A 12,401-nucleotide genomic window follows, 5' to 3' on the forward strand; every position below is an offset into this window, starting at 1 on the left:
TGCGGGTGGTCGCGGGTCGCTGACCAGCGGTGACCCCCGCGCCGGTTCGACGGAATCCCTCGAAGCGGGCTTTCCAGCGGTGGCCGCCGGGCGAATTCGCCCGGCGGCTTTCTTCATGTCCGATCTCTGTCCGGTTCGGGCGCGCGAGCCGTTCGGGCGTAGTCGGCGGGCGACTGGCCGGTCACGGTCCGGAAATCGCGGATGAAGTGCGACTGGTCGCTATAGCCCAGTCGAACCGCCAGTCCGGCGTAATCCGGCTCTCCTTCCGTGACCAACCGCTGCGCAGCGTCGTTGAGCCGGTATATCCGGATCGCCCACTTGGGCGGGCAGCCGACGTGTTCGGCGAACAACCGCTGGATGGACCGGGTGGTTAGTCCAGTATCCGCGCACAGTTGCACCACCCGGGTAATTCCCGGATCACGCGCGATTGATTCCACCGTCTCGGCCGCCTGTCGCGCGGCCGGGGACAGGCGTACCGGATTTGCGATCAGCAAGTTGTCGATCGCACGGACCATTTGTGCGTCGCCGGCCGCCGCGCGCACCGATTCCGCGGCCGGGATCGCCGCCGGCCCGAAAACGTCCGTGAGCGGGACGGATCGGTCGGCGATGTCACTCACCGGGCCGTCGAGGAACGCGCGGAAGCAGCCGGGCCGGAAACGCACGCCCAAGCCCTGCACGCGGCCCGACAAGCGGTGCGAAAAGACGTCGCGCGACGGGCCGTACACGCCGGACGCGCCGGGGAAGAACGTCGCGTGCACCGAGAGGTTGGGCAATACCCGCTGCTCGTGAGGTGGTTCGCCGCGCCGGTCCCAGCGCAGGACCCAGTGGTATTCGACGAAATCCGCCAGCTCCGGGGCGGGCGGGTGTCTCGTCAGCGTGAACATCGTGCGCGCGGTGGCCTCGGCCACGATGCCGCGCGGGATCCGGTGCGCCACGATCACCACGGTAGCTGTCGCGTTCGTCCAAGACGGGGAAGCGGGCACCGGCTTGGCTCTCCGGCATGACTGCCGAGCTGCTGCGGCCCGCCGCGAGCGAATTCCTCCGGGTCGCCACCGCCGTGACCGACTTGACCGCGCCGACGCCGTGCGCCGGGTACGCCGTGCGCGGGCTGCTGAACCACCTCTTGTTCTGGGGCCCGTGGCTGCTGGCCGCGGGACGCCGCGAGGACCCGCCGCCCGGCGGCGCCGAGGCGGAGGCGGAGCTGGTCGGCGAGGACTGGCGTGCGGCGCTGGAGAAGCAGACCGAGACGCTCGTCGACGTCTTCGGCACGCCGTCGGCGTGGATCGGCCTGACGGCGCTGGGGACGACGCGGCTGCCCGCCTCGGTGGTCGGTGACATGGTGCTGGGCGAGTTCGTGCTGCACGGCTGGGACCTGGCCCGGGCGAGCGGCCAGGAGCTCGCTGTCACGCCTGAAGCGGCGACAGCGGTGTACGAGTCCGCGGCGCTGATGGGTGCGCAGGCGCGCTCGATGGGCGTCTACGGGCCCGAGGTCGAGGTGCCGGCGGCCGCGCCGGCGTTCGACCGGGCACTGGGCGCCTCGGGCCGCGACCCGTCCTGGACGCCCTGAGCCCGCGGCGAGCAGGTGCGCGGGCACCCTTCGCACTCCGACTCGGCCGGGAGCAGGTAGGAGAAGCAGCAGCTCTCGCGGCGCCGCGTCCACTCGCGGTGGCCGTCCGGGCCCTCCGCCAGGCGCAACGTCGACGCCGACGTCAGCGGCGGGTAGCGCGCGTCGAGGACCAGTGCCGCGTCGGCGACGCCCGCGCCCTCCGCTTCCGCGGTGCCGCCCTGGCGGCCCGCCCACCACAGCGAGTTCTCCAGCGCGTCGGTCGCCGCCGCCCAGAGCATCCGCTTGCCGAGCCTGCTGACCGGCGCGTACGCCTGGACGAACTGGGCGGCGTGAGCCAGGTAACGCGCTCGCAGGACGGCCGCCAGCGCGCGCTCGTCGCGCACCACGGTGGCCTCCGGGCGGGCGGAACCGGGGTCGGTGGGCAGGCAGTGGAACGCGTCACCCAGCACGGCCATGCCGTCGGGGTGCGGGCGGTCGTCGGCCAGCCGGAACGCCAGCTCCGCCGGCTTCAGCGACGGCACCCGCCGCTCGTGGTGCAGCAGCAGCGCGCCGACGTAGGCCGGCACGTGCAGGTACCACGTCATGACCCAGCTGGCCGTGGTCCGCGGCGGCGTCGCGTCGTGCTCGCGCAGCAGCCAGTCGCCGAGGAGGCCGCGCCACTCGGCGAAGTACGCGGGGGTCTCCAGCAGCTCCGAGCAGCGGATCCAGCCCGCCGGGACGTCCCGGCGCAGCTCGGTGCGCTCCTGGCGGCCGGAGACCCGCCGCAACGATGACGCGAGGCCGTCTCCGACCTCGCGTGCGTCACGGAAGGACCGCTGGTGGTTCAACCGCGGCCCTCCTCGCAGGCGTAGTGGATTAGGCGTGCCTAACCTTACAGGCAGACGGCGGCTGCGCCAATCGGGTGGCGGGGTGATCCGGCACTCCCAGGTTGCGGACTGTTCGCGGTGAGCGGACACCGCGCGGATGGCGGAATCCGGATGGCCCTCCGCACGTTGGGCTTGACGTAAAGGTGCAGGGCAGCACGAAGATGGAAGTGCCCGGGAGATGCCACGTCCGGGTGCGGAAAAGGCCACTGTCAGCCGTAGTGGTACGCCAGCGCGACGACTTGGCTACTAGAGTGGTCTCACGGTGCTGAATCCATCGCGGTGAAAGCACGATGGAAACGGGCCGCCGGCGCAGCAGTCGAGGGAGTGCACATGTTTGAGAGGTTCACCGACCGCGCGAGGCGGGTGGTCGTTCTGGCTCAAGAAGAAGCCAGGATGCTCAACCACAACTACATCGGCACCGAGCACATCCTCCTGGGTCTGATCCACGAGGGTGAGGGTGTCGCCGCCAAGGCGCTGGAGTCGCTGGGCATCGCCCTGGAGGGCGTGCGCCAGCAGGTCGAAGAGATCATCGGCCAGGGCCAGCAGGCGCCGAGCGGGCACATCCCGTTCACGCCGCGCGCCAAGAAGGTGCTGGAGCTGTCGCTGCGCGAAGCGCTGCAGCTCGGCCACAACTACATCGGCACCGAGCACATCCTGCTGGGCCTGATCCGCGAGGGCGAAGGCGTCGCCGCGCAGGTGCTGGTCAAGCTGGGTGCGGACCTCAACCGGGTCCGCCAGCAGGTGCTGCAGCTGCTCTCGGGCTACCAGGGCGGCAAGGAGTCCACCGAAACCGGTTCCGGCCGCGGTGAGGGCACCCCGTCGTCGTCGCTGGTCCTCGACCAGTTCGGCCGCAACATGACCGTGCTCGCCCGCGAGGGCAAGCTCGACCCGGTCATCGGGCGCGGCAAGGAGATCGAGCGGGTCATGCAGGTGCTGTCCCGCCGGACCAAGAACAACCCGGTGCTCATCGGCGAGCCCGGCGTCGGCAAGACCGCCGTCGTCGAAGGCCTCGCGCAGAGCATCGTCAAGGGCGAGGTGCCCGAGACGCTCAAGGACAAGCAGCTCTACACGCTGGACCTGGGCTCCCTGGTCGCCGGCTCCCGCTACCGCGGTGACTTCGAAGAGCGCCTGAAGAAGGTGCTCAAGGAGATCAAGACCCGCGGCGACATCATCCTGTTCATCGACGAGCTGCACACGCTGGTCGGGGCGGGTGCCGCCGAGGGCGCGATCGACGCGGCTTCGATCCTGAAGCCGATGCTCGCCCGCGGTGAGCTGCAGACGATCGGCGCGACCACGCTCGAGGAGTACCGCAAGTACATCGAGAAGGACGCCGCCCTCGAGCGCCGGTTCCAGCCGATCCAGGTCGGCGAGCCGTCGCTGGAGCACACGATCGAGATCCTCAAGGGCCTGCGCGACCGGTACGAGGCGCACCACCGCGTCTCGATCACCGACTCGGCGCTGGTCGCCGCCGCGACCCTGGCGGACCGGTACATCAACGACCGGTTCCTCCCGGACAAGGCGATCGACCTGATCGACGAGGCCGGCGCCCGGATGCGCATCCGCCGGATGACCGCGCCGCCGGACCTGCGCGAGTTCGACGAGAAGATCGCGAACGTCCGCCGCGACAAGGAGTCCGCGATCGACGCGCAGGACTTCGAGCGGGCCGCCCGCCTGCGTGACGAGGAGAAGACCCTCCTCGGCCAGAAGGGCGAGCGGGAGAAGCAGTGGAAGGACGGCGACCTCGACGTCGTCGCCGAGGTCGACGACGAGCAGATCGCGGAGGTGCTGGCCAACTGGACCGGCATCCCGGTGTTCAAGCTGACCGAGGAGGAGACCACCCGGCTGCTGCGCATGGAGGACGAACTCCACAAGCGCATCATCGGCCAGGAGGACGCGGTCAAGGCCGTCTCGCAGGCGATCCGCCGTACGCGTGCCGGTCTGAAGGACCCGAAGCGCCCGTCGGGCTCGTTCATCTTCGCCGGCCCGTCCGGTGTCGGTAAGACCGAGCTGTCGAAGGCGCTGGCGGCGTTCCTGTTCGGCGAGGACGACGCGCTCATCCAGATCGACATGGGCGAGTTCCACGACCGCTACACCGCTTCGCGGCTCTTCGGTGCCCCTCCGGGCTACGTGGGCTACGAAGAGGGCGGCCAGCTGACGGAGAAGGTGCGTCGCAAGCCGTTCTCGGTGGTCCTGTTCGACGAGATCGAGAAGGCGCACCAGGAGATCTACAACACGCTCCTGCAGGTGCTGGAAGACGGCCGCCTGACCGACGGTCAGGGTCGCACGGTCGACTTCAAGAACACGGTCCTCATCTTCACGTCCAACCTGGGCACGTCGGACATCTCGAAGTCCGTCTCCCTCGGGTTCGCCGGTGGCAACGACACCACGAACCGGTACGAGAAGATGAAGCAGAAGGTCAACGAGGAAATGAAGAAGCATTTCCGCCCGGAGTTCCTGAACCGGATCGATGACATCATCGTGTTCCACCAGCTGACGCAGGAACAGATCATCATGATGGTCGACCTGATGATCGGCCGCGTGGAGACGCAGCTGCGCGCCAAGGACATGGAGCTGGAGCTGACCGAGAAGGCCAAGTCCCTCCTGGCCAAGCGCGGCTTCGACCCGGTGCTGGGCGCCCGGCCGCTGCGCCGCACGATCCAGCGCGAGATCGAGGACCAGCTGTCGGAGAAGATCCTGTTCGGCGAGGTCGAGGCGGGCCAGATCATCCTGGTCGACGTCGAAGGCTGGAGCGGCAACCCGGAGGACAAGGACGACCAGGCCAAGTTCACCTTCCGCGGTGAGCGCCGGCCGTCCTCGATCCCGGACGCCCCGCCGGTCAGCATCGGCGCGGGCCACGAGGAGCAGAGCGGCGAAGCCGAAGCCGAGTGATCGGGCTTTAGCTACGACGTAGGAAGGGCGGTTCCCCTTGAGGGGGGAGCCGCCCTTTGTCGTGTCTGGCGCATTCCGGCCATAAGGTCTACATTATAGTTGCTGGATGGAGTGGGAGATCGAGCTGCACGACGAGGTCGACCGGTGGTTCGTGGACCTGTGCCGGACCGACCCGGTCTCTGCGGACCGGGTCGAAGAGGCGATCGACGTGCTCGCTCGGGAAGGTCCCGGTCTCGGGCGGCCGCTGGTCGATCGGGTGCACGGTTCGAGGCTGCACAACCTGAAAGAGCTGCGGCCGGCCTCTGCGGGCGCCAGCGAGATCAGGATCCTGTTCGCGTTCGACCCCGTCCGGCGCGCGGTGCTCCTGGTCGCCGGCGACAAGGCCGGGAACTGGAAGGGTTGGTACGACCGGAACATCCCCGTCGCGGAGCTGCGGTTTCGCGAACACCTGAGTCACGGAGCGGAGGGCTGACGCGATGAGCCGATCCTGGAAGGACGTGAAGGCGGACAAGGCCGCCATCGACCGGGACGCCGGCCGGGACGTCGGGGGTGCTCGGGCCGCCGCGCGCGAAGCCACCGAGGCGTTCGTGCTCGGGTTCCGCCTGGCTCAGCTCCGCGAGGACGCCGGCCTCAGCCAGACCGAGCTCGCCAAGCGCATGGGCGTCAGCCAGCCGAGGATCAGTCAGCTCGAGCAGGGGGACCCCGGGCAGATGGAGCTGGACACCCTGCGGCGCTACATCTCGGCTCTCGGCGGCCGGCTGCGCGTGGTCGCGGACTTCGACGACCACGACGTCACCGTCTCCGCTCCCGCGCCCGAGGCCGCGCCCGAGGCCGGGGCCTGCGCCTGAGCCGCCTCCTGAGCCCGTGAGACGATGCCCGCGGGCCTTGGGAGGGGAATCCGCGTGGATGTGCTGGCGATCGACTTCGGGACTTCCAGCACCGTCGGGGTGCTCTCCGGGGCCGGGCACGGGCCGCGGGCCGTCGAGGTCGATGGGGCCGCCACCATGGCCTCCGCTGTTTTCCTCAACGATGACGGGCTGCTCGTCGTCGGCCGGGAAGCCGAGCGGCGGGCGCGGCTGGATCCCAGCCGGTTCGAAGCCAATCCCAAGCGCCGCATCGACGAAGGCTCGCTGAGGCTCGGCGACACCGATGTCCCGGTCACCGAAGCCTTTGCCGCCGTTCTGCGGCGGATGCGGGAAGAAGCCGAACGGCTCCTGCAGCGGCCCGCCGGGCAGACGCGGATCTCGCACCCCGCCGGGTGGGGGGCCGCGCGGCAGGAGGCCATCAGGACCGCCGCCGGGAAGGCCGGGCTCGCCGATGTGCGGCTCATTCCCGAACCCGTCGCCGCCGCCGCGCACTACGCGAGTCTCGGGCACTCCGGGAACGGGCCGATCGGGGTCTACGACCTCGGGGCCGGGACCTTCGACTGCGCCGTCGTCGGGGTGAACCGCCAGGGGTTCGCCGTGCTCGCCGAGGACGGGCTGCCGGATCTCGGGAGCCTCGACATCGACCAGGCGCTGCTCGTGCACATCGGACGCGCGGTGTCGCACGCCGATCCCGCGCAGTGGCAACGGCTGCTGCGGCCCCAGACCACCGCCGAGCGGCGGGCGCGGCGGGCGCTCCTGCAAGACGTCCGCGACGCCAAGGAAAGCCTCTCCCGGCACGCGCAGACCCACGTCCCCATGCCCGAGCCGTTCGGGGACGTCCTCGTCAGCCGGGACGAGCTCGAGGCGCTCGTGCGGCCCAGCCTGCTGCGCAGCGCCGAACTGCTCGGGACGACGATCCGCCGCGCCGGGCTGAGCCCCGGGCAGCTCGCCGGGATCCACCTCGTCGGCGGCCCGAGCCGGATGCCGTTGCTGGCGGCGCTGCTCGGGCGGCAGCTCGGGGTCACGCCGACCACTCAGGACCGGCCCGAGACGGCCGTCGCCTTCGGGCTGCACCACGTTCCGCTCGACACGTCGGACCTCACGGTGCCCGCGTTCGCGCCGGTCCGGCCGCCGGTGCCGCCGCCGCGGCCCCAGCCGTGGCAGCAGCAAGTGCTCCGGCCACCGCCGCGGTACGCGCCACAACCGGAACCGCCGCGCAAGCGGTGGTGGTCGCGGTGACCGAGTCCACAGTGGAGCTTCACCAGGCTTGCTCGAACCGCATGCCCTTGCCGTAGTAGTCGTCGTCCGGCACCGGTCCGGACGGCGGGGGTGCCGCGACCGGCGCTTCCGACGACCGGTCCTTGAGCACGGTGCTGTCCGCCACGCGGGGAGCAGCGGGCGGCGCGACCGGAACCGGCGCCGGCTCGAACCGCACCCGCCAGCGCAGCCGGTCCATCAGGTAGCCGCCGCTGCCCAGCGGTGCCAGCAGCTGCCCGGTCCGCTTCGCCGACTCGCGCTGCGCGGAAACGTACGTCCGCAGCACGGCGTCCGCGATCTCGGCGGGCGACATCCCCGAGACGGCGTCGCTCAGCCGCAGCCGGGTCAGCACGCCGTCGGTGTTGACCGCCAGGGAAACCGCGCCGTCGTCGGACGTCGCCGTCGCCGACAGCGCGGACAGCTCGGCCAGCAGGGCATCGCGGTCCGGGGTGTCAGCCACCCAGCCTCCCGGCGTGCGTGGCGCCGCTGGACACCTGGCCGTCGGGCGCGATGTCGACGTTCGCGTCGCGGACGTTCTTCTCGGTCTGCCGCGAAGTGTGGTCGGTCTCGAAGTTCGACGGGTCGAAGTTCGAACCCGGGCTGACGTCCGGCGCGTCCGGGATCTTCGGCAGGTCGACGGACTCGTCGCCGATGCGGTCGGCCAACGTCCGAGCCGCGTCCTCGGCGCCGCCGCGGATCTTGCCCGCGCTTTCGGCGAAGCTCTGGTACAGGTCGAACGCGTTGTCGCCGGTGATCTCCGCCTGGTTGGCCACCACGGCGGTGATCGCGCCGCCGGCGGCGTTCCCGGCGATCAGCGCGCCGTTGGCCGCGGTGAACACCGACGCGCCCGCCACCGCGCCCGCGCCGGCGGTCGCCACGGTCAGCAAACCGGTGACCGCGCCCGCGAACGTCGCCGCCAGCACCTTCGACATCGCCGCTTCGCGCTTGCGCTCCTGCGACTTCTGGTAGTCCTCGGCCGTCTGCTTGAACGTCGAGCCGAGGTTGTTCAGGTCCTGCCGGGCCGAAGCGATCGTTTCGCGCGCCGCGACGATGTCGCTCTCCAGCACCGTGATCTTGGTTTCGACCTCGGTGAAGGCGTCGGCGAGCTCGTTGAGGTAGGCCTTGACGGCGTTCGCCGCGGAGCCGCGCCAGACGTCGAGGAACTGCCGGGCGTCGTCGAGCTTCGGCTTCGAGTCGCGCTGCAGCGCCTTCCAGACGGCGTCGTGCTTCATGATCAGGCTCTGCAGGCCCTCGGCCGACTCGTGGTCGATGTCGGCGTCGGAGAACTCGCGGTAGACGCCCGCGGTCTCGTCCTGCATCTGCTTGAACCCGGAGTCGTCGCTGCCCATGCCGAAGATCCAGTCGGTCACCCGCAGGATCTCGAGCGCGTCGAGGGCGTCGTTCGCGCCTTCCTGCAGGTCCTCCGAAATGCCCACGAGCAGTTCCGCGCGGCGGTCGTCGCCGCTCGACATCGGCTGCGCGTCAAGCCCGGAGTCGAAGTAGCCGTCCACGTCAGTTCCCCTCCAGGCCGGCCGCCGCGCGGTTGACGCGCTGCTTCGAGTCCTCGTCGGCCGTTTCGTACAGCTCCGCGACCCGCCGCAGCGCGTGGCTGGTGTCGGCGGTCGTCTGGTGCAGCTGCGCGACCAGCTTCTGGATCTTCACCAGGTGGTCGTCGTAGGCCTTCGCGACGGCCGGCATGCCGAGCGTGCGGCCGAAGGCGTTGGCCACGGGGAGCATCCCGGCGATGCCGCCGAAGAAGCCGTCACCGCCGGAGGAGACGGGGACGTCGGTGCCACGCAGGCCGTTCGACGCGGCTTCCGCGGCGTCGGCCGCGCCCTGCAGAGCACCGGCCGAATCCCGCAGGTCCTGCAGGTCGGTTTCGAATCCGATCATCGGGACATGTAAACACCGTTCGCTCGCCCGGCTGGGGGATTCGACGGCGGTGTGCCCCAGATCACGAACGGGCTGCCGTACCGCCGAACGGGGGAACCTCGTCCGTGCGCGGGGTGCTCGGCGCTCTTACCTGCATGAGCACCGCGACGAAACCCCGGCCGCCGACCGTGCGGAGGCAGCTGCGCGAGGCGAAACGCTTCTCCTGGACCGGGTTCGCCGTCACGGTCGCGGCGTCGCTGCTCGGCACGCTCGTCCCGGCCGCGATCGGCGCCGGCCCGAGCGCGACGCTGGTTTCGACGCTGGTGGTCACCGTGCTGGCGGCAGGCGGGTTCACCGCCAAGGACGGCGCCGCCCGCGGCATCAAGGCGATCGCGATCGTGCTGCTGGCCGCGGGTGCACTGGTGCTGACGGTGACCGGGGTGACCGTGCTGGACCTCGTGCGCGGCAAGCCGGCGACGTTCCCGGTGGTGCCGGACGCGGCCGCGGAGGCCAAGGTCGTCGTGCCGGAGTCGGTCGCCTGCGGCACGACCCCGGTGCGCACCACGACGACGTGCACGGTGGCGGTCCGCAGCGTCGGCGCGAGCGCGTTGCGGGTGAGCGGGATCGAGCTGGACAGCACCGACTTCGCGGTGGACGCGCGCGGCTGCGTGGACCGGGACATCGCCCCGGGCCGCCGGTGCACGCTGGTGGTCAGCTTCACGCCGGCGTGGAGCGGCGACCGGGTGGCGGACCTGACGGTGCACCACAACGTCCCGGGCCCGGCGGCGTTCGTGGAGCTGACCGGCCGCGGCGGTTAGTGCTCCGCGCCCGCGCTGACCACGAGGTCGACGGTCGTCTTCAACGCCGTGTCCGCCAGGACGTCCAGCGCGTCGGCGATCCGGTCCACGCCGAGCGACGGCGCCTGCTTGCCCGAAGCGGCGACCTGCCCGGGGCTGAACGGCACGTGCACGAACCCGCCGCGCACGCCGGGGAACTCCGTGGCCAGCAGGTGCATGAGGCCGTAGAAGACCTGGTTGCACACGTACGTCCCGGCGGTGTGGGACACCGACGCCGGCACGCCGGCCGCGCGGATCGCCGCCACGCAGGCCTTCACCGGCAGCGTCGAGAAGTAGGCCGCCGGGCCGTCCGGGACCACCGGGACGTCGACCGGCTGCGCGCCCGCGTTGTCGGGGATGCGGGCGTCGACCAGGTTGATCGCGACCCGCTCCGGCGTGACGTCGGACCGCCCGCCGGCCTGGCCGACGCACACCACGAGCGACGGCCGGTGCTCCTCGACCGCGGCGCGCAGGGCGGGCAGCGACGCCGCGAACTCGCACGGCAGCTCGACCGCGGCGACGTCGTCCCGGCGGCCGCCGAGCCGCGAAACCGCCTGCCACGAGGGGTTCACCGGCTCGCCGCCGAACGGCGCGAACCCCGTCATCAGCACCTTGGCCATCACGTCCTCCTGAATTGCCATGAGGGGCACCCCCATGGACTTTAAGTCCAGCAGGGTGCCCCTCATGGCGACAGGTCAGGCGGCGGGCTTCAGGCCGCCCGGGTACAGGTACTGGTCGGCGGGCTTGCCGGTGCCGTACACCCACGCGTCGAAGAACCCCTGGAGGTTCTTGTGCGAGACGGCTTCGGTGTACCGCTGGAACTGCTGCATGTTCGCGTTCCCGTCGCGGTGCAGCGACGGCCAGGTCTTCAGGACCCGGGAGAACGCCTGCTCACCGACGTAGTTGCGCAGCGCGTGCAGCATCACCGGGCCCTTCGAGTACACGTACGTGAACTCGTTGCCCTGTCCCATGTCGTAGAGCTTGCCGTTCCAGAACGCCGTCGACGCCTTCTTGACGTCGTCCGCGTACTGCTTGTTCAGGTCGACGCCTTCCTTGCCCTCGTCCCACAGCCACGTGGCGTAGGAGGCGAAGCACTCGTTGAGGCAGACGTCCTTCCAGTGCTCGACCGCCACCGAGTCGCCGTACCACTGGTGGGCGTTCTCGTGGACGATCGTCGGCACCGTGCCGGCCCAGCCCGCGGAGTAGATCGGCCGGCTCATCGTCTCCAGCGAGAAACCGATCTGCTCGTTGAGGAAGATGCCGCCGGCGGCGTCGATCGGGTACTTGCCGAACTTCGACTCGAGGAAGTCGAGGATCTCCGGCAGCCGCGCTTCGGCCTGCTTCGTCGTGTCGGGCACGCCAGGGGCGAACGCGCTGACGACCGGGGTGCCGTCCTTGCGGGTCTGGCGGTCGAAGGTCCACTTGTCGATCGCGACCGTCGTCATGTACGGCACGATCGGCGTCTCTTCGGCCCAGACGTGCGTGGTGCCGCCCGGCGCCTTGAAGGACGGCTTCTCGCGGCCGTTGGCGATCACGCCCCACTCGTCCGGCACGGTGATCGCCAGGTGGAACGTGGCCTTGTCGAGCGGGGTGTCGTTGACCGGGTACCAGGTGGTCGCCGACCGCGGCTCGCCGGCGACGAACGCGCCGCCCGCCTTGGCGTACTGCCAGCCGTTGTCGCCGAGCGCCGGGTCGCTGATCGGCGCGGGCACACCGTGGTAGGCGATCTTGACCTTGAAGTTCTGGCCGCGCCACAGCGCCCGCGCCGGCGTGACGACCAGTTCGTGGTCGCCGGTCCGGCTGAACTTCGCGTCCCGGCCGTCGACCTTCACCGAGTCGACGGTCAGGCCCTTGAAGTCCAGGTCGAACGAGCTGAGCGACTGGGTCGCCCGCGCGGTGATGTCCTGGTTCCCGGTGAGCTGGTGCGACGCCGGGTCGTAGGTGACCTTGAGGTTGTAGTCCGCGACGTTGTAGCCGCCGTTGCCGTCCTGCGGGTAGTAGCTGTCCCCGGCGCCGTCGCTGCCGGGCTTCGCGCCCCAGCCGTCGCCGGCCGCGGCGACGCCGGTGCCCAGGCAGAGGCTCGCGACCACGGCGGCCGCGACCACGACCGGTTTCTTCACCCTCATGAACGCTCCTGTCGGTGTCAGGTGGACCTCGCCCGCAACGTATCGCCACGAACGTGGGCACTGGGGGGCTCGCGTCGCATTTGTCCGGATAATCAGCACTTACGTCGGCCCGTCCGGCCCCG

The 12,401-nt window shown here is 70.6% G+C and carries 12 protein-coding genes and 1 pseudogene; 6 read left to right on the forward strand and 7 right to left on the reverse strand.

Going from position 1 to position 12,401, the window contains the following annotated elements; translation table 11 throughout:
* Nucleotides 1-113 precede the first annotated feature (113 nt).
* Nucleotides 114-938 (reverse strand): DUF6597 domain-containing transcriptional factor, encoded by an 825-nt coding sequence (locus MUY14_RS40015; RefSeq protein ID WP_396126881.1) that lies wholly within the window; start codon nucleotides 936-938, stop codon nucleotides 114-116.
* A 62-nt stretch (nucleotides 939-1,000) separates the two neighbouring features.
* On the opposite strand from MUY14_RS40015, the gene MUY14_RS40020 reads away from it, so the two are divergent.
* Nucleotides 1,001-1,567, forward strand: coding sequence for a TIGR03086 family metal-binding protein (locus MUY14_RS40020; RefSeq protein ID WP_247017467.1), 567 nt, complete (start codon nucleotides 1,001-1,003; stop codon nucleotides 1,565-1,567).
* Here the strand turns inward: MUY14_RS40020 and MUY14_RS40025 are convergent.
* On the reverse strand, nucleotides 1,477-2,394 hold the full coding sequence (locus MUY14_RS40025; RefSeq protein WP_247017469.1) for a (2Fe-2S)-binding protein: 918 nt from the start codon (nucleotides 2,392-2,394) through the stop codon (nucleotides 1,477-1,479). The two genes, MUY14_RS40020 and MUY14_RS40025, sit on opposite strands and share 91 nt — an antisense overlap.
* Nucleotides 2,395-2,763: 369 nt before the next feature.
* Between MUY14_RS40025 and MUY14_RS40030 the strand changes: the two genes are divergently transcribed.
* From MUY14_RS40030 to MUY14_RS40045, 4 genes and pseudogenes are all read left to right on the forward strand, one after another.
* A complete protein-coding gene (locus tag MUY14_RS40030; protein ID WP_247017471.1) occupies nucleotides 2,764-5,322 on the forward strand; it encodes an ATP-dependent Clp protease ATP-binding subunit in 2,559 nt (852 codons plus the stop codon).
* 106 nt (nucleotides 5,323-5,428) lie between these two features.
* Nucleotides 5,429-5,794: a type II toxin-antitoxin system RelE/ParE family toxin gene (locus MUY14_RS40035; protein ID WP_247017473.1), complete on the forward strand. Its 366-nt coding sequence runs from the start codon at nucleotides 5,429-5,431 to the stop codon at nucleotides 5,792-5,794.
* 4 nt (nucleotides 5,795-5,798) lie between these two features.
* Nucleotides 5,799-6,170 carry a helix-turn-helix domain-containing protein gene (locus MUY14_RS40040; RefSeq protein ID WP_247017475.1) on the forward strand — a complete coding sequence of 124 codons (372 nt, stop codon included), beginning with the start codon at nucleotides 5,799-5,801 and terminating at the stop codon, nucleotides 6,168-6,170.
* Between the two features lie 54 nt (nucleotides 6,171-6,224).
* Nucleotides 6,225-7,415, forward strand: a pseudogene (locus tag MUY14_RS40045) (Hsp70 family protein); the annotation flags it as partial.
* A gap of 31 nt (nucleotides 7,416-7,446) precedes the next feature.
* Here the strand turns inward: MUY14_RS40045 and MUY14_RS40050 are convergent.
* The 3 genes from MUY14_RS40050 to MUY14_RS40060 are packed head-to-tail and all read right to left on the reverse strand — an operon-like array spanning nucleotide 7,447 to nucleotide 9,338.
* Complete coding sequence (locus tag MUY14_RS40050) at nucleotides 7,447-7,905, reverse strand: YbaB/EbfC family nucleoid-associated protein (RefSeq protein ID WP_247017477.1); 459 nt, start codon at nucleotides 7,903-7,905, stop codon at nucleotides 7,447-7,449.
* Nucleotides 7,898-8,956 carry a hypothetical protein gene (locus tag MUY14_RS40055; RefSeq protein WP_247017479.1) on the reverse strand — a complete coding sequence of 353 codons (1,059 nt, stop codon included), beginning with the start codon at nucleotides 8,954-8,956 and terminating at the stop codon, nucleotides 7,898-7,900. The genes MUY14_RS40050 and MUY14_RS40055 overlap by 8 nt, the downstream gene beginning before the upstream one ends.
* A gap of 1 nt (nucleotide 8,957) precedes the next feature.
* A complete protein-coding gene (locus tag MUY14_RS40060; RefSeq protein ID WP_247017481.1) occupies nucleotides 8,958-9,338 on the reverse strand; it encodes a hypothetical protein in 381 nt (126 codons plus the stop codon).
* Nucleotides 9,339-9,472: 134 nt separating this feature from the next.
* Between MUY14_RS40060 and MUY14_RS40065 the strand changes: the two genes are divergently transcribed.
* Nucleotides 9,473-10,135, forward strand: coding sequence for a hypothetical protein (locus tag MUY14_RS40065; RefSeq protein ID WP_247017483.1), 663 nt, complete (start codon nucleotides 9,473-9,475; stop codon nucleotides 10,133-10,135).
* Here MUY14_RS40065 and pcp read toward each other — a convergent pair.
* Together pcp and MUY14_RS40075 are read right to left on the reverse strand one after the other, a co-directional pair.
* Complete coding sequence (gene pcp, locus MUY14_RS40070; protein ID WP_247025477.1) at nucleotides 10,132-10,773, reverse strand: pyroglutamyl-peptidase I; 642 nt, start codon at nucleotides 10,771-10,773, stop codon at nucleotides 10,132-10,134. The genes MUY14_RS40065 and pcp overlap by 4 nt on opposite strands.
* A 75-nt stretch (nucleotides 10,774-10,848) precedes the next feature.
* Nucleotides 10,849-12,279 (reverse strand): M1 family metallopeptidase, encoded by a 1,431-nt coding sequence (locus MUY14_RS40075; protein WP_247017485.1) that lies wholly within the window; start codon nucleotides 12,277-12,279, stop codon nucleotides 10,849-10,851.
* Between the last annotated feature and the right edge of the window lie 122 nt (nucleotides 12,280-12,401).

The organism is Amycolatopsis sp. FBCC-B4732, from assembly GCF_023008405.1.
Taxonomy (GTDB): Bacteria; Actinomycetota; Actinomycetes; order Mycobacteriales; family Pseudonocardiaceae; genus Amycolatopsis; species Amycolatopsis pretoriensis_A.

Excerpts from the sequence above, each read along its gene's own strand:
- MUY14_RS40020 (WP_247017467.1), top strand. The coding sequence starts at position 1,001 with ATGACTGCCGAGCTGCTGCGGCCCGCCGCGAGCGAATTCCTCCGGGTC.
- MUY14_RS40030 (WP_247017471.1), top strand. The coding sequence starts at position 2,764 with ATGTTTGAGAGGTTCACCGACCGCGCGAGGCGGGTGGTCGTTCTGGCT.
- MUY14_RS40035 (WP_247017473.1), top strand. The coding sequence starts at position 5,429 with ATGGAGTGGGAGATCGAGCTGCACGACGAGGTCGACCGGTGGTTCGTG.
- MUY14_RS40040 (WP_247017475.1), top strand. The coding sequence starts at position 5,799 with ATGAGCCGATCCTGGAAGGACGTGAAGGCGGACAAGGCCGCCATCGAC.
- MUY14_RS40060 (WP_247017481.1), bottom strand. The coding sequence starts at position 9,338 with ATGATCGGATTCGAAACCGACCTGCAGGACCTGCGGGATTCGGCCGGT.
- MUY14_RS40065 (WP_247017483.1), top strand. The coding sequence starts at position 9,473 with ATGAGCACCGCGACGAAACCCCGGCCGCCGACCGTGCGGAGGCAGCTG.
- pcp (WP_247025477.1), bottom strand. The coding sequence starts at position 10,773 with ATGGCCAAGGTGCTGATGACGGGGTTCGCGCCGTTCGGCGGCGAGCCG.
- MUY14_RS40075 (WP_247017485.1), bottom strand. The coding sequence starts at position 12,279 with ATGAGGGTGAAGAAACCGGTCGTGGTCGCGGCCGCCGTGGTCGCGAGC.